The organism is Streptomyces sp. NPDC048270, from assembly GCF_040652335.1.
Lineage (GTDB): Bacteria > Actinomycetota > Actinomycetes > Streptomycetales > Streptomycetaceae > Streptomyces.
Window position 1 is genome coordinate 251,551 of the sequence record NZ_JBEZLV010000004.1, and the last position, 14,287, is coordinate 265,837.

The 14,287-nt window shown below is 72.4% G+C and carries 14 protein-coding genes, 1 tRNA gene, 1 pseudogene and 1 riboswitch; of the genes and pseudogenes, 5 read left to right on the top strand and 11 right to left on the bottom strand.

Features of this window, described 5'->3' with window-relative positions; translation table 11 throughout:
- Positions 1–94: 94 nt before the first annotated feature.
- From AB0D66_RS06160 to AB0D66_RS06180, 5 genes are all read right to left on the bottom strand, one after another.
- Positions 95–1,510, bottom strand: coding sequence for a DUF445 domain-containing protein (locus AB0D66_RS06160; protein ID WP_362297348.1), 1,416 nt, complete (start codon positions 1,508–1,510; stop codon positions 95–97).
- A 1,336-nt stretch (positions 1,511–2,846) separates the two neighbouring features.
- Entirely contained in the window at positions 2,847–3,500 is a 654-nt protein-coding gene (locus AB0D66_RS06165) for a DUF1707 domain-containing protein (RefSeq protein ID WP_362297350.1), read from the bottom strand.
- 154 nt (positions 3,501–3,654) lie between these two features.
- A complete protein-coding gene (locus tag AB0D66_RS06170; protein WP_362297353.1) occupies positions 3,655–4,623 on the bottom strand; it encodes an ATP-binding cassette domain-containing protein in 969 nt (322 codons plus the stop codon).
- Between the two features lie 41 nt (positions 4,624–4,664).
- On the bottom strand, positions 4,665–5,492 hold the full coding sequence (locus tag AB0D66_RS06175; RefSeq protein WP_362297649.1) for an ABC transporter permease: 828 nt from the start codon (positions 5,490–5,492) through the stop codon (positions 4,665–4,667).
- A 94-nt stretch (positions 5,493–5,586) separates the two neighbouring features.
- The gene (locus AB0D66_RS06180; protein ID WP_362297355.1) at positions 5,587–6,402 is read right to left on the bottom strand and encodes an ABC-2 family transporter protein; all 816 of its coding nucleotides are present in this window, start codon (positions 6,400–6,402) and stop codon (positions 5,587–5,589) included.
- A gap of 418 nt (positions 6,403–6,820) precedes the next feature.
- Between AB0D66_RS06180 and AB0D66_RS06185 the strand changes: the two genes are divergently transcribed.
- Positions 6,821–9,058 (top strand): transglycosylase domain-containing protein, encoded by a 2,238-nt coding sequence (locus tag AB0D66_RS06185; RefSeq protein ID WP_362297652.1) that lies wholly within the window; start codon positions 6,821–6,823, stop codon positions 9,056–9,058.
- Between the two features lie 24 nt (positions 9,059–9,082).
- Here the strand turns inward: AB0D66_RS06185 and AB0D66_RS06190 are convergent, their stop codons facing one another.
- The 3 genes from AB0D66_RS06190 to AB0D66_RS06200 all read right to left on the bottom strand — a co-directional run bounded on the left by AB0D66_RS06190 (position 9,083) and on the right by AB0D66_RS06200 (position 10,274).
- Positions 9,083–9,403, bottom strand: coding sequence for a multidrug efflux SMR transporter (locus tag AB0D66_RS06190; protein WP_030026576.1), 321 nt, complete (start codon positions 9,401–9,403; stop codon positions 9,083–9,085).
- A gap of 31 nt (positions 9,404–9,434) precedes the next feature.
- A riboswitch (guanidine-III (ykkC-III) riboswitch) is annotated at positions 9,435–9,504 on the bottom strand.
- 64 nt (positions 9,505–9,568) lie between these two features.
- Positions 9,569–9,910 carry a co-chaperone GroES gene (locus AB0D66_RS06195; protein ID WP_030239046.1) on the bottom strand — a complete coding sequence of 114 codons (342 nt, stop codon included), beginning with the start codon at positions 9,908–9,910 and terminating at the stop codon, positions 9,569–9,571.
- A gap of 46 nt (positions 9,911–9,956) precedes the next feature.
- Positions 9,957–10,274 (bottom strand): DUF3618 domain-containing protein, encoded by a 318-nt coding sequence (locus tag AB0D66_RS06200; RefSeq protein WP_362297359.1) that lies wholly within the window; start codon positions 10,272–10,274, stop codon positions 9,957–9,959.
- 106 nt (positions 10,275–10,380) lie between these two features.
- Here AB0D66_RS06200 and bcp point away from each other — a divergent pair, with 106 nt between their 5' ends.
- The 4 genes and pseudogenes from bcp to AB0D66_RS06220 all read left to right on the top strand — a co-directional run bounded on the left by bcp (position 10,381) and on the right by AB0D66_RS06220 (position 12,256).
- Positions 10,381–10,848 carry a thioredoxin-dependent thiol peroxidase gene (gene bcp / locus AB0D66_RS06205; RefSeq protein ID WP_362297362.1) on the top strand — a complete coding sequence of 156 codons (468 nt, stop codon included), beginning with the start codon at positions 10,381–10,383 and terminating at the stop codon, positions 10,846–10,848.
- 150 nt (positions 10,849–10,998) lie between these two features.
- Positions 10,999–11,637 (top strand): annotated as a pseudogene (locus AB0D66_RS06210) (HNH endonuclease signature motif containing protein).
- Between the two features lie 116 nt (positions 11,638–11,753).
- Positions 11,754–12,125: an HNH endonuclease signature motif containing protein gene (locus AB0D66_RS06215; RefSeq protein WP_362297365.1), complete on the top strand. Its 372-nt coding sequence runs from the start codon at positions 11,754–11,756 to the stop codon at positions 12,123–12,125.
- 55 nt (positions 12,126–12,180) lie between these two features.
- Positions 12,181–12,256, top strand: a tRNA-Leu gene (locus AB0D66_RS06220).
- 50 nt (positions 12,257–12,306) lie between these two features.
- Here the strand turns inward: AB0D66_RS06220 and rdgB are convergent.
- The 3 genes from rdgB to rph form a co-directional block, all read right to left on the bottom strand.
- Complete coding sequence (gene rdgB / locus AB0D66_RS06225) at positions 12,307–12,909, bottom strand: RdgB/HAM1 family non-canonical purine NTP pyrophosphatase (RefSeq protein ID WP_362297368.1); 603 nt, start codon at positions 12,907–12,909, stop codon at positions 12,307–12,309.
- 118 nt (positions 12,910–13,027) lie between these two features.
- Entirely contained in the window at positions 13,028–13,426 is a 399-nt protein-coding gene (locus AB0D66_RS06230; protein WP_362297371.1) for a hypothetical protein, read from the bottom strand.
- Positions 13,427–13,524: 98 nt separating this feature from the next.
- Positions 13,525–14,250, bottom strand: a complete 726-nt coding sequence (gene rph / locus AB0D66_RS06235) for a ribonuclease PH (RefSeq protein ID WP_362297374.1) — start codon at positions 14,248–14,250, stop codon at positions 13,525–13,527.
- Positions 14,251–14,287 lie beyond the last annotated feature (37 nt).

The window sequence follows — 14,287 nt, forward strand, 5'->3', positions numbered from 1 at the left end:
TCGGGCGGGTACGGCGGGGCCCCGCGAGCCGCGAGTAGGCTCGGCCTCGGCTGCGGGCCGGTCGGCCCGCTGGGGCCCGGTCGGTCTCGGGCTGCTACGCGCCGAACGCGCGGGACACCGTGTAGATCAGCAGGCCCGCCAAGGCGCCGACCACCGTGCCGTTGATGCGGATGAACTGCAGGTCCCGACCGATGTGGGCCTCGATCTTGCGCGACGTGTGCTCGGCGTCCCAGCCCGCCACCGTGTCCGTGATCAGCGAGGTGATCTCGGCGCGGTAGTTGGTGACGACGTACACGACCGCGCCCTCGATCCAGCCCTCCACCTTGTCCTGGAGCCGGCCGTCCGTGGCCAGCCGCGCGCCCAGGGACATGAGCGAGGAGCGGACCCGCAGGCGCAGCTCGCTCTGCTCGTCCTCCGCCGCCGAGATGATCATCGACCGGATCGCGGTCCAGGCGGACGCGATCACGTCCTGGACCTCGCCGCGCGCCAGCAGCTCGGACTTGAGCCGCTCGACGCGGGCGCGGGTCTCGGTGTCCGACTGCAGGTCGGCCGCGAAGTCCGTCAGGAAGCGGTCCACCGCCCCGCGCGCCGGATGCTCCGGCATGTCCCGCATCTCCGTGACGAAGCGGAGCAGTTCCTTGTACACGCGGTCGCCGATCTTGCGGTCCACGAACCGCGGGGTCCAGCCGGGCGCTCCGCCCTGGACCGCGTCCATCACCGACTCCCCGTGCGTGATGAGCCAGTCGTGGGCCTTGGCGCACACGAGGTCGACGGCGCGGTGGTGGCCGCCGTCCGCGACGACCCGCTCCAGGGTCTTGCCGATGCCCGGGCCGATCTCGGCCGTCTCGGCGCGCCGGGTGATGGCCTCGCCGACGACGGCCTGTACGTCGGAGTCGCGCAGTACGGTCAGCGCTCCGCGCAGCGCGGTGGCCAGCTCCGCGGTGACACGGTCCGCGTGCGCGGGCTCAGCGAGCCAGGCGCCCAGGCGGCCGCCGATGCCGAGGGAGTGGAGGCGGGCCTTGACGACGTCGGAGGAGAGGAAGTTCTCGCCGACGAACTCCCCGAGGGAGATCCCGAGCTGGTCCTTCTTGGTCGGGATGATCGCCGTGTGCGGGATGGGCAGGCCGAGCGGGCGCCGGAACAGGGCGGTGACGGCGAACCAGTCCGCGAGGGCGCCGACCATGCCGGCCTCCGCGGCGGCCGCGACGTAGCCGGCCCAGCCGCCGGCGCCCCAGGCGTGCTGGGCGTACTTGGCCAGTACGTAGACCAGCGCGACCAGGACCAGCAGGCCGGTGGCGGTGGTCTTCATCCGGCGGACGCCGCGGCGGCGCTCCTCGTCGGCGGCGCTGAAGACGAACGCGCCACGGGTGGGGGCGGCCGTGGCTGCGCTTGCGTCTGCGCCTGCGCCTGCGCCTGACTGTGCCCCTGATTGTGCTTGTGCCTGTGTCCGTCGCGGTGGCGGGGGCGGTGGGGCTGCGCCGGTGCCTCCGGCGGTGGTGCGGTGGTCCACGTGGTCCTGCCTTCCCCCGGGGGCGCCGGTTTTGTCTGCATAGCATCCGACTACTGGGAGGCGCGAGGAGTTCCCGGCACGCCGTTTCGCTCCCGCGGGGGGTGCGGTTCCGGGCCCGGCTTCGAGCTCCGGCCCCGGCCCGTGTCCCCCGCGGCCAGGCCGCCCGGCCCTGGCACGGAGCCGGGGCCGAACGGCCGGGCCAGCGCCTGGCCCGGGCCGCCTGGCCCGGGCCGCCGGGACCGGGCCGCCGGGACCGGGCCGCCGGGACCGGGCCGCCGGCCGCCGGGACCGGACCCGGCGGTCGGCCGTGCCAGACCGGACACCGGGTGCCGCTCCCGGCTGCCGGCCCCCTGCCGCTTCCCGCAGTGCAAGGCCTCCTACCCGGCTCCGTACCCGCTCATCGCGCCAAGCTCCGGATCGGGCTCCCGTGTCCGGCCGCCGCGAAGGGGCCGTTCCGGGCCCGGCCCGGCGGGGCGGGGCGGGGCATGGCGGGGCAGGGCAGGGCGGCGTACGGGTACCGCCGCCGGGCGCGGCCCGGCCCGGCCAGACACCGGACTCCCGCCCCCGTCGCCGGGCTCGGACTTCCTTCCCGACCGCCGCACTAAGCCTCGGAGCCCGACTCCCGGGGCTGGGCGCCATCCGCTTCGCTCACGCCGAGGGTGGCGGTGCGACCCCGAAGCCGGAGCCGGAGCCACCTGGCTCCCCTGCCCGCCTGCCGTGCCTCCCGGTCCGGACCCCGGGTCCGGCTGCCGCGCCCGGCGCCCCGCCAGGGCTTCGGGTCCGGCTGCCGCGCCCGGCGCCCCGCCAGGGCTTCGGGTCCGGCTGCCGCGCCGGTCACCGCTTCCGGCACGTGCAGGCCGGCCCGGCACCCGGCGCCGGCACGCCCCGCCGGGCTCCGGAGCCCGGGGCGGTATGGCGGGTCGGGGGCTTCGGCTGCCGTTTCGCGGCACCCGGGGCCGCCCCGTCCGGGTTCGGCGCGGGCGTACAGCGGGCGGGTACGCGGGCCCTGCGGCGGTTCGCCCCGCGAGGAAGTCGCATTCCAGCCGAGGACTCAGGGGCCAGCCGTGGCGCCCCAGAGGCCCGACGCCGGCGGCTCGAGTCACCGGGCACCGTCCCCCGAAGCCCCACCCCGGCGCCCCAGCCGCCCGGGCGGCCCCGGTCCAGCCGACCCCGCCCCGGGCGGCCCCGGTCAATCCGCCCATCCGCCGCAGCCCGGCCCGCGGCCCCGCCGCCCCGCCGGCCCCACCGCCCCGCTGGCCTCGCCGCCCCACCGCCCCGCCGACCCCGCCGGCCCCGCAGCCCCGCCGCGCCCACCTGCCCCCCGGCCCCCACCCGCCTACAAGTGCTTCTGCAGTGGCGGTGGTGGTGGGGTTTTCGGGGGCTTGACCTTGATTTCGACGCCGCCCCAGAAGGCCAGGCCCGTCACGACCACGCGCGGGGCGCCCGGGGCCCTCGGGCCCGGGGTGTCGCGCTGGTCGAAGGCGCCCATCAGGCCGAAGCCCCGTACGTCGACCTCCACGCCCGGTGGCACGGTGATCTCGATGCCGCCCATGATCGCGATGCAGTTGATCACCACCTCCTGCTCCGCGAAGTCGGCCTCGCGCAGGTCCAGCTCCCCGCCGCCCCAGAACACCACCGCGTCGAAGCGCGCCGGCACCGTCCACGTGCCCTTGCGCTGGAAGCCCGACATGACCGCGACCCCGGTCGTCGACGTCCCCCGGCCGCCGATCCGGGCCGGCCAGGACGCACCCGAGGCCGCCACGGGCGCCGCGAGCGGCGAGGGCGTTCCCGCCGCCGGCAGGTCCCGGGTCAGCGGCTCCAGTTCCGCATACGTGCGCGACTTGTACGCCGCCTCCAGCCGCTCCTCGAATTCCTCCATGTCGAGCCGGCCCTCGGCGACGGCGTCCCGCAGACGCTCCACCACCCGGTCCCGGTCGGCGTCCGACGCCCTCAGCTCCGGCAACGGCTTCTCCGGCCGCTCGTCACTCATGCGGACCAGCCTATGCACGGAACCCGGGGAGTTGTACGGCTTCAACCCCTGCCGGTCTCCGGGTTGCCCCTGATTTCCCCCGGGGCCCCGGGGCCCCATCCCGCCTCCCGGCCAGGAGCCGACGCCCCCGCCCCGCGGCCCCCGCCCCCTACCCCTACCCCCGTCCCGCGTACATCCGCGCGATCACGTCCTCGATGTCCGGTTCCCGCACCGACAGGTCCGACAGCGGGTACCGTGCCGCCACCGCCGCGACCAGCGGCGCGGCCGAAGCCCCCGCCGGGAACGCCAGCCACTGCCGCGGCCCGTCCACCTTCACCACCCGCGCGCCCTCCACCTCGATCGGCCCGAGCTCCCGCTCCAGGTCGACCACCAGCGTCCGCTCGCTCTCCCCCGCCGACCCCGCCGCGTGCAGCCCCGCGAGCGGCCCGTCGTACATCAGCCGCCCGTGGTCGATCACCATCACCCGCTCGCACAGCTGCTCGATGTCCTGGAGGTCGTGCGTGGTCAGCAGCACCGTCGTGCCGAGCTCCGCGTTCAGCTGCCGCAGGAAGCCCCGCACTTTCGCCTTGCTCACCACGTCCAGCCCGATCGTCGGCTCGTCCAGGTACAGCACGTCCGGATCGTGCAGCAGCGCCGCCGCGATGTCCCCGCGCATCCGCTGCCCCAGCGACAGCTGCCGCACGGGTACGTCCAGCAGCTCGGCCAGGTCCAGCCGCTCCACGCAGCGCTCCAGGTTCTCCGCGTACCGCGCCCGCGGGATCCGGTACATCCGCCGCATCAGTCCGTACGAGTCCTTCAGCGGCAGGTCCCACCACAGCGTCGTGCGCTGCCCGAACACCACCCCGATCCGGTGCGCGAGCCGCATCCGCTCCCGCGCCGGGTCGATGCCCGCGACCCGCAGCCGGCCGCCGCTCGGGGTCAGGATCCCGGTCAGCATCTTGATCGTGGTCGACTTGCCGGCGCCGTTGGGCCCGATGTAGCCGAGCATCTCGCCGCGCGCCACCTCGAAGCTGATCCCGTCCACCGCCCTGACCTGGCGTTTCTCACGGCGCATCAGGCCCACCCGGCGCCGTACGTCGAAGACCTTCTCGACCCCGTCCAGCGAGATCAGCGCATCCGCCACACCCGCACCCACACCCACACCCACACCCACACCCACCACAGCTAGCTCCCCGTGCTTCGGTACGAACGGACTCCCGCGCGCCACGCCAGCGACGCGGGCAGGAACACCGTGAAGGCCACCAGCGGGCTCAGGAACGCGACCCACCCCGGCAGCCCCAGCGGATCGGGGCGCCCCAGCACGTACAGCGCCGGGAGCCAGTTGACGAAGGCCAGCGGGACGACGAAGGTCACCCCGCGCAGCAGGTCCTTCGCGAAGATCGTCGGCGGGTACTGGAGCATCTGGTTCCCGCCGTAGGTGAACGAGTTCTGCACCTCCGCCGCGTCCCCGGCCACGAACTGGAACGCCGCGCCGGCCACCATCACCGCCCCGAAGATCGCCGCCCCCGCCACGATCATGACGGGCACCAGCAGCACCTTCCCGGCCGACCAGTCCACCGGCAGCACCGACACCGCCCAGCCCAGCACCACCAGCCCCTGCGCGATGCGTCCCAGCCTGCGCAGCGCGAACCGGTCCGCCGCGACCTGCGCGAGCAGCGGGACCGGGCGCACCAGCATGGTGTCGAGCGAGCCGTCGCGCACGCGCAGGCCGATCCGGTCGGTGTTGCCGAGCAGCAGGTCGGCCAGGCCGAGCGAGGCCGAACAGGACCCGTACAGCAGGGCGATCTCGGGCAGCGAGAAGCCGCCCAGCGCGTCCACGTGCTGGAACATGATCCAGATCGCGACGAAGTCGAGCAGCTGGATGGCCGCGTTCCCGAACACCGCGAGGAAGAAGGACGTCCGGTAGGTCATCGTCGACCGGATCCACATCCCGACGATCAGCCCGTAGCCGCGCAGCCCTTCGCGCACCCGGCCGCGCCGGGGCACCTCCACGCCCGCGAACTCCCCTCCCGGGACCGGCTTCGGGACCCGCCCGGGCTCCGGCTTCCGCTCCGGCTCCCCCTCCGGCTCCCGCTCCAGCACCGCCTCAGCCACCCTGGACCACCACCTTCCGCGTCGCCGCCGACTGCAACAGCCGCCCCACACCCAGCAGTACGCACGCCCACCCGGCCTGGAACCCCAGCGCCCCGGCCGCGCTCCCGGCCCCGGAGTGCTTCCCCAGCAGCACGTCCATCGGCACCTGGAGCACCGCCGCCCACGGCAGGGCGCGCACCAACTCGCCGAAGCCGCCCGGGAACACGGTCAGCGGCAGCAGCACGCCCGAGAAGAAGACCATGACGACCTGCGCCATCAGGTTGATCCCGGCCCCGTCCATCAGCCAGAACGCGGCGAGCCCCAGCAGGTAGCGCAGCGCGAAGCTCACCACCAGCCCCAGCACCACCGAGACCAGGAACAGCAGCCAGCGCACCGGATCGGCGGGCAGAGCCAGCTGGAAGGCCAGCGCCCCGGCCGCCAGCGGGACGAGCCCGCGGCCCGCCAACTGGAAGGCGGCCCGCCCCAGATCGGCCGCCAGCCACCACATCTGGAGGTCCGCCGGCCGGTACAGGTCGACGGCGATGTCACCCGTACGGACCCGCTCCTGGAAGGTCTCCTGGAACCCGCCCCCGATCAGCGCCCCGGCGGCGAGCAGCGACTGGCTGACCCACACGAAGGTCAGGGCCTGCGCCTGGTCGTAGCCGCCGAGCCCGGGCCGCTCGCCCCACAGGGCGATGTACGTGTACGCGACGATGAAACCGAACACGGTGTTGGTGAACACCCCGGCCGCGGTGGCCGTCCCGTAGGTCGCGTAGCGCCGGAACCCGCCCGCCGCGACCGCCAGGTAGAGACGCACTCGCTGAAGCACCGTATCCCTCCCTTTTCCACGTCGTTCCTACGTCGGCCAAAGCGCGCGAGCTTAGTGCGGAGGGGCGAGCCACGCGACCGATTTACCCCCGTCCGGAGCGGAATCGGCGGCCAATCGGGTAGACACCATGAGGTACAGAAGTGGATATTTCGCACGGCGTCGAGGAGCCCTGGAGATGAGCGACCAGTCACCACCACCGGGCTGGACCCCTCGCGACCCGGACACACCCGACGAACAGCCGCGCCCGCGGGCGCAGGAGCCCGGCCCCGGCCGTCGCCCCACCGGATCCACCGGGCCCACCGGGCCCACCGGATCCACCGGATCCACCGGATCCACCGGATCCACCGGCCCCGGCAGACCCGCCAAGAAGGCCCGACGCAAACGGACCGGCTGGCGCCGCCTCTTGCCCACCTGGCGCATGGCGCTGGGCGCCGTCCTGCTCCTCGCCCTGCTGCTCGGCGGCGGCCTGGTCGCCGGATACCTGCTGGTGGACATCCCGCCGGCCAACGCCGCCGCGACCGCCCAGTCGAACGTCTACCTCTACTCCGACGGCACCCAGCTCGCCCGCGACGGCGAGGTCAACCGCGTCAACGTCCCGCTCTCGCAGATCCCGCGGACCGTCCAGGAGGCCGTACTGGCCGCGGAGGACCGCGACTTCTACTCCGAACGGGCGGTGGACCCGAAGGCGATGCTCCGCGCCGCGTGGAACACCGCGACCGGCAAGGGCACCCAGTCTGGTTCGACGATCACTCAGCAGTACGTCAAGAACTACTACTTGGGCCAAGAGCAGACGATCAAACGGAAGGTCAAGGAGTTCTTCATCGCGATCAAACTCGGTCGCGAGAAGTCCAAGGCCTACATCCTCGAGGGGTACCTGAACACCAGCTACTTCGGCCGCAACGCCTACGGCATCCAGGCCGCCTCCCAGGCCTACTACGGCAAGGACGTCGGCCGGCTCACCACCGCCGAAGGCGCCTACCTGGCCACCCTCCTCAACTCCCCCAGCGCCTTCGACGTCGTCTCCCACCCCCAGGGCCGCCCCCGCGCCCTCGCCCGCTGGAACTACGTGCTCGACGGCATGGTCAAGAAGGGCTGGCTGCCGGCCGCCGAACGCGCCACGACCCAGTTCCCCGAACCGGGCAAGGTACGCGCCGCCGCCGGACTCTCCGGCCAGCGCGGATACCTCGTCGAGGCCGTCAAGGACTACATCACCGAGAACAAGATCCTCGACGACAAGACCCTCGCCGAGGGCGGCTACCTCATCACCACCACCATCGACAGGCGCCGCCAGAACGCCTTCGTGGAAGCCGTCGACAACCAGATGACCGGCAAGCTCGACCCGGAGAAGCGCAAGGCCGACCGGGTGGTGCGGGCCGGCGGGGTCTCCATCGACCCGGCCACCGGCAAGGTCGTCGCGCTCTACGGGGGCATCGACTACACCAAGCAGTACGTGAACAACGCCACCCGGCACGACTACCAGGTCGCCTCCACCTTCAAACCGTTCGTCTTCGCCGCCGCCGTCGAGAACGACTCCCGCACCCAGGACGGCCGCCGGATCACCCCCAACACCCTCTACAACGGCGACAACAAGCGCCCGGTGGTCGGCGGCCGCATCCGCTTCGCCCCCGAGAACGAGGGCCAGGTCAGCTACGGCAACATCACCGTCAACACCGCCACCGACCTCTCCGTCAACGCCGTGTACGCACAGATGGCCGTCGACGTCGGCACCCTCAAGGTCAAGGAGACGGCCGTCGCCCTCGGGATCCCCGAGAACACCCCGAACTTCGACCCCGGCCCCGCCATGGCCCTCGGCACCCTGCAGGCCAGCGTCCTGGACATGACCCAGGCCTACGCCACCCTCGCCGACCACGGCCGGCGCACCCCCTACACCTTCCTGGAGAAGATCGCCAAGGACGACGACACCATCGCCCTGCCCGAGCGCACCCCCACCCAGGCCGTCAGCCGCGAAGCCGCCGACACCACCACCTCCATGCTGGTCAGCGTCGTCGACAACGGCACCGGCACGGCAGCCCTCGCCGCCGGCCACCCGGCCGCCGGCAAGACCGGGACCGGCGAGCTCGACCGCTCGGCCTGGTTCGCCGCCTACACCCCGGACCTGGTCACGGTGGTCTCGATGATGGGCCAGGACCCGGACACCGGCGCCCTGCAGTCGCTGTACGGCGCCCTCGGGGAATCCCGCATCGGCGGAGGCGGCTACCCGGCCCGGATCTGGGCCGCCTACACCAAGACCGCCCTCGAAGGCACCGACCCCGTCGACTTCGACCTGGAACTCCAGCCGGGCGCCGCCCAGCCCCCGCCGCCACCCAGCTTCGAATCGGAGCCTCCGGAGGAGACGGCACCGGGCGAACGCACCCCCACCTCCCCCGGCCGCCCCACCCGCCCCACCCCGCCGAACCCGACCAGCGGACAGAACCAGGGCGGACAGAACAACGGGGGCCAGAACCAAGGCGGGCAGGACAGCGGAGGCCAGAACCAAGGCGGCCAGAACAACGGCGGCACCACCCAGGGCGACCAGGGCGGCGCCTCCGCGGGCAACCAGGGCGGCACCTCACAGGGGACCAGCCAGGGCGCGGCCCAGGGCGCCGACGCCGGCGCGGTGGGAGGCCTGCGCCCCCCATCGGCCTTCCTCGAATGACCCGGCCCCGGGCCAAGCCGTCTCCTAGTGGCCCGAGGTCGCCTTCAGCCCCACCACGGCGACCAGCAGCAGGCAGATGAAGAAGATCCGGGCGGCGGTGACGGGCTCACCCAGCACCGCCATACCGAGCACGGCCGCACCGGCCGCGCCGATGCCCACCCACACGCCGTACGCGGTACCGATCGGCAGGGTCTTCGCCGCATAGGACAGCAGCACCATGCTGGCGACGATCCCGGCCCCCGTGAACACACTGGGCCACAGCCGGGTGAAACCCTCGGTGAACTTCATGCCGATCGACCAGCCGACCTCGAGCAGACCGGCGAGAAGAAGCAGAACCCATGCCATGACGGCACCTCCGAGACATCGAGCGATACGGGGTGCGTCGTCTTGTCGTACCCGGTACGGCGCGTCTCGTCGGGGTCCCCCAACCGTAGCAAAGGGCAGCGAAAAGGGCTGGTGACCTGGGCCACCAGCCCTCTACGGCACTCGCCGGCACTCCCCGGCAGGGGATCAGAGGTAGAGCCCCGTGGAGTCCTTCGACCCCTCGAGCCGCTCCGCGGCCACCGCGTGCAGGTCCCGCTCGCGCATGAGCACGTACGTGGCACCCCGCACCTCGACCTCGGCCCGGTCCTCGGGGTCGTAGAGCACCCGGTCACCGGGCTCCACGCTCCGGACGTTCTGCCCGACCGCGACCACCTCCGCCCAGGCCAGCCGCTTGCCCACCGCGGCCGTCGCCGGAATGAGGATGCCGCCGCCCGAGCGGCGCTCGCCCTCCGGCAGGTCGGACTTCACGAGCACGCGGTCGTGCAGCATCCGGATGGGCAGCTTGTCGTGGGTGGTGTTCTCGCTCACGCCACGAACCTACCTGCCCACGCCCGGCCCGCGCTGCGCAGGGTCATCAGCGCTTGCGCCGCGCCGAGACCACCAGCAGCCCGACCACACCGGCCGCGAGCAGCGCCACGGGCACGATCCGGCCGACGCGCGGAGCTCCGTCGTCGTGACGCAGGCCGTCCCGCACGTCGGTGACGAGACGGTTCACCGCGACGAAGGCGCGGCCGGCGGTGTGGTCGACCGTGGAGGCGACCCTGGCCTTCGCGTCCCCGATGATCGTCTTCGGGTGCATGCGCACGCCGATCTCGTCGAGCGTCTCGGCGAGCTGCTCGCGGCGGCGGACGATGTCCGCCTCGATCTGTGCGGGGGTCCTGGCTTCCGGCACCGCGCTGCCTCCGTCGTCGTGGTCCTGTGGGGGCGTAGTCCGCCATGAACAGTCTGTCAGCTTAGTCTCGTGCACGTACCGATCCCCTCTTGAGGAGACTGCCGACATGAGCGAGCGACTTCAGCCGGGCGACCCCGCCCCCGCCTTCACCCTGCCCGACGCGGACGGCAACGAGGTCTCGCTGGCCGCCCACAAGGGCCGCAAGGTGATCGTCTACTTCTACCCCGCCGCGCTGACGCCGGGCTGCACCAAGCAGGCCTGCGATTTCACGGACAACCTGGACGCCCTGGCCACGGCCGGCTACGACGTCATCGGCGTGTCCCCGGACAAGCCGGAGAAGCTGGCGAAGTTCCGCGAGAAGGAGAACCTGAAGGTCACCCTGGTCGGCGACCCGGAGAAGGAGACCCTGGCCGCCTATGGCGCGTACGGCGAGAAGAAGCTGTACGGCAAGACGGTGACGGGCGTCATCCGCTCCACGGTGGTCGTGGACGAGGAGGGCAAGGTCGAGCACGCCTTCTACAACGTCAAGGCCACGGGCCACGTAGCCAAGATCATCAAGGACCTGGGCATCTGACCCCCCGCCCCGCTCCACCCGCAGCGGCCCGCACCCACCCGGTGCGGGCCGCTCCGCTTATCGGACGAAACCAGCCGTAACCGTCCGACACCCGGCCCGTTACTCCGTACGAGGGCCGCACACGGGGCCGGTATACGGAGAGGGACGCGGATGCCGATCAGTCCGTACACGAGGGAACGCCTCGCGGAGGCCGCGGAGGGGGCACGGACGCTGACCGAGGCGCTGCTGAAACTCGGGGTGGACCCGAAAAGTGGATCCCGGCGCTACCTGCACGAGCGCATGCGCAAGCTCGGAGTGGACGTCTCCCACTTCGAGCCGGAGGCGGCGAAGTGGACGAAGGAGATCCTGACAGAGGCCGTTGCCGCGTCGACGACCATGTGCGAGGTGTTGCAACGGCTCGGGCTTGAGGTCGTGGGCGGCCACCACACCCACATCAGCCGCCGCGTGAAGGCCTTCGGCATCGACACCTCGCACTTCAAGCTGCCGTAACCCGCGGGGCGCCCCAGGCCCCGGCGGACCCCCGAGACTCTCCTCGTCAAACAACACGGGGCGGATGCCCGTCGGACCCCGGGCGAGCGGCTCAAGACGGCACTCGTAGCCCTGGGCGTGCCCGACAGCTGCGCCGCGTGCGGTATCGCGCCCGCCTGGCAGGGGCATCCGCTCCCGCTGGAGGTCGACCACATCGATGGCGACTGGCGCAACAACCGGCGGGAGAACCTACAACTGCTCTGCCCGAACTGCCACTCCACCACGGACACGTACCGCGGCCGTGCGAAGGGGCGGCGATGAGCCGGCCGTACGCACGGCGCGTGAAACCTGACCGGGCAACCCTGCGCGACGCCGTCGCCTCTTCCCACTCGCTGGCGGAGACGCTCCGGCACCTGGGTAGAGGACCTTCCACCAGCATGAACGAGGTACTCAAGCAGTGGATCCGCGAGGACGGCCTGTCCACGGCCCACTTCCTCGGGCAGGCGCATCACCGCGGCAAGCCGGGGCGCGCCACCACCAGACCGGCCACCGAGGTTCTCGTCAAACACGACGGGACTCGTCGTACACGCACCCACCGGCTTCGGCGCGCGCTGCGCGAAATCGGCGTCCCGGGGTGCTGCGCAGTCTGCGGGACGCCACCCCTGTGGCTAGGGCGGCCCTTGACCCTGGAAGTCGACCACATCAACGGTGACTGGAGTGACGACCGGCGGGAGAACTTGCGACTGGTCTGCCCCAACTGTCACGCAGTCACCAGCACCTGGTGCAGGGGCGGGCGCAGGATTCGTTAGACGCGGCAATCCGATCTCCGCGCACCGTGTGGGCGCAGTAGAGTGTTCTTGGTTTGCGCCCGTACGCCAACGGCTGAGCGGCGATCTTTAGGTGGTCGTGTGTGTCGGTTCGAATCCGACCGGGCGCACCAAGGCGACAGGGGCCGGCCTTCCGTTTCTCGGAAGGCCGGCCCCTGTCCCGTCAGCCCAGGAGTTCTCTTACCGCCGGGACCAGGGCGCGGAAGGCCTGGCCTCGGTGGGAGATGGCGTTCTTTTCCGCCGGGGTGAGTTCCGCGCAGGTGCGGGTCTCGCCCAGGGGCTGGAGGATCGGGTCGTAGCCGAAGCCGCCCGTGCCCGACGGGGTGTGGCGCAGGGTGCCCAGGAGGCGGCCCTCGACGACGCGTTCGGTGCCGTCGGGCAGGGCCAGGGCCGCCGCGCAGAAGAAGTGGGCGGCGCGGTGCTCGTCGGCGATGTCGCCGAGCTGGGCGAGCAGGAGCGCCAGGTTCGCGGCGTCGTCGCCGTGGGTGCCGGCCCAGCGGGCCGAGAAGATGCCGGGGGCGCCGTTCAGGACGTCGACGCACAGGCCGGAGTCGTCGGCGACGGCCGGCAGGCCGGTGGCCCGGGCCAGGGCGTGGGCCTTGAGGAGGGCGTTCTCGGCGAAGGTGACGCCGGTTTCCTTGACGTCCGGGACCTCGGGGTACGCGTCCGCGCCGACCAGCTCGTGCGGCAGGCCGGCGTCGGACAGGATGGCGTGGAGTTCGGAGATCTTGCCCGCGTTGCGGGTCGCGAGGATCAGGCGGGTCATGGTCACCGATTATGGCCTGCCCGCGCCGTCCGTCGCGGCCGGGGACTGCCCCCGCCTGCCCGCACCGCCCGCAGGCCCGGCCCCACCTGCCCGCGACGCCCGCCGGCCCGGCAGATCGTCAGCCCGGGGTGCAGACCTTGGAGATCTCGCTCGCCGCGTCCGCGACCGGCTGGATGTCCGGGGTGGCGTCGCCGTTCTGGATGGCGTCGCGGACGTTCTTCACCGCCGTGTTCATCGAGCCGATGGCCTTGCTCAGGTCGGCGTTGTCCGTCTGGTCGCCGATCTTCTTGAGGTTGTCCTCGATCTGGTTGAGGGCGTTCTGGGCGTCCTGGGGGCTGTTGCCGGCCTGGGAGACGGCCTGCTGGAGGTCGTTCGCCCCGTCCGTGATGGCCACCGCGGTGTTCGCGCAGTCCATCGCCGTGGAGATCGCGTCGCAGGCGGTGAGGGCGGGTATGGCGAGCGCCGCGGCCAGCGCCAGGGCGGCGGCGCGGTGCTTCGGCTTCGTCGTCTGCTTCATCGGGTCCCCCAGGGGTTCGGATACGTGGACGGGCGCACGGCTGTGACACCGTGCGCCCGTACCAGGACGGACGCGAATCCGCGCGCCGCGGTTGCCGCTCAGAGTTGGAGCGCGCCCCGCTGGATGGCTTCCAGGTCCGCGCAGCCGCCGGCCGCGAGGTCCAGGAGGGCGTTGAGCTCCTTGCGGTCGAAGGGCTCGCCCTCGGCGGTGCCCTGGACCTCGACGAAGCGTCCGTCGCCGGTGCAGACGACGTTCATGTCGGTCTCGGCGCGCACGTCCTCCTCGTAGCAGAGGTCGAGGAGCGGGACGCCGTCGACGATGCCGACGCTGACGGCGGCGACGGTGCCGGTCAGCGGCTTGCGGCCGGCCTTGACGAGCTTCTTCTTCTGGCCCCAGGCGACGGCGTCGGCGAGGGCGACGTAGGCGCCGGTGATCGCGGCGGTGCGGGTGCCGCCGTCGGCCTGGAGGACGTCGCAGTCCAGGACGATGGTGTTCTCGCCGAGGGCCTTGTAGTCGATGACGGCGCGCAGCGAGCGGCCGATCAGGCGGGAGATCTCGTGGGTGCGGCCGCCGATCTTGCCGCGGACGGATTCGCGGTCGCCGCGGGTGTTGGTGGAGCGGGGCAGCATCGAGTATTCGGAGGTGACCCAGCCTTCGCCGCTGCCCTTGCGCCAGCGCGGGACGCCTTCGGTGAAGGAGGCGGTGCAGAAGACCTTGGTGTCTCCGAAGGAGATGAGGACGGAGCCCTCGGCGTGCTTGCTCCATCCGCGTTCGATGGTGACCGGGCGGAGCTGTTCGGGCGTACGGCCGTCGATGCGAGACATGGCTCCGAGCCTAGTCCCTGTGGAGCAGCGCGAGGAC

Excerpts from the sequence above, each read along its gene's own strand:
- rph (WP_362297374.1), bottom strand. The coding sequence starts at position 14,250 with ATGTCTCGCATCGACGGCCGTACGCCCGAACAGCTCCGCCCGGTCACC.
- bcp (WP_362297362.1), top strand. The coding sequence starts at position 10,381 with ATGAGCGAGCGACTTCAGCCGGGCGACCCCGCCCCCGCCTTCACCCTG.
- AB0D66_RS06185 (WP_362297652.1), top strand. The coding sequence starts at position 6,821 with ATGGCGCTGGGCGCCGTCCTGCTCCTCGCCCTGCTGCTCGGCGGCGGC.
- AB0D66_RS06215 (WP_362297365.1), top strand. The coding sequence starts at position 11,754 with ATGAACGAGGTACTCAAGCAGTGGATCCGCGAGGACGGCCTGTCCACG.
- AB0D66_RS06165 (WP_362297350.1), bottom strand. The coding sequence starts at position 3,500 with ATGAGTGACGAGCGGCCGGAGAAGCCGTTGCCGGAGCTGAGGGCGTCG.
- rdgB (WP_362297368.1), bottom strand. The coding sequence starts at position 12,909 with ATGACCCGCCTGATCCTCGCGACCCGCAACGCGGGCAAGATCTCCGAA.
- AB0D66_RS06190 (WP_030026576.1), bottom strand. The coding sequence starts at position 9,403 with ATGGCATGGGTTCTGCTTCTTCTCGCCGGTCTGCTCGAGGTCGGCTGG.
- AB0D66_RS06230 (WP_362297371.1), bottom strand. The coding sequence starts at position 13,426 with ATGAAGCAGACGACGAAGCCGAAGCACCGCGCCGCCGCCCTGGCGCTG.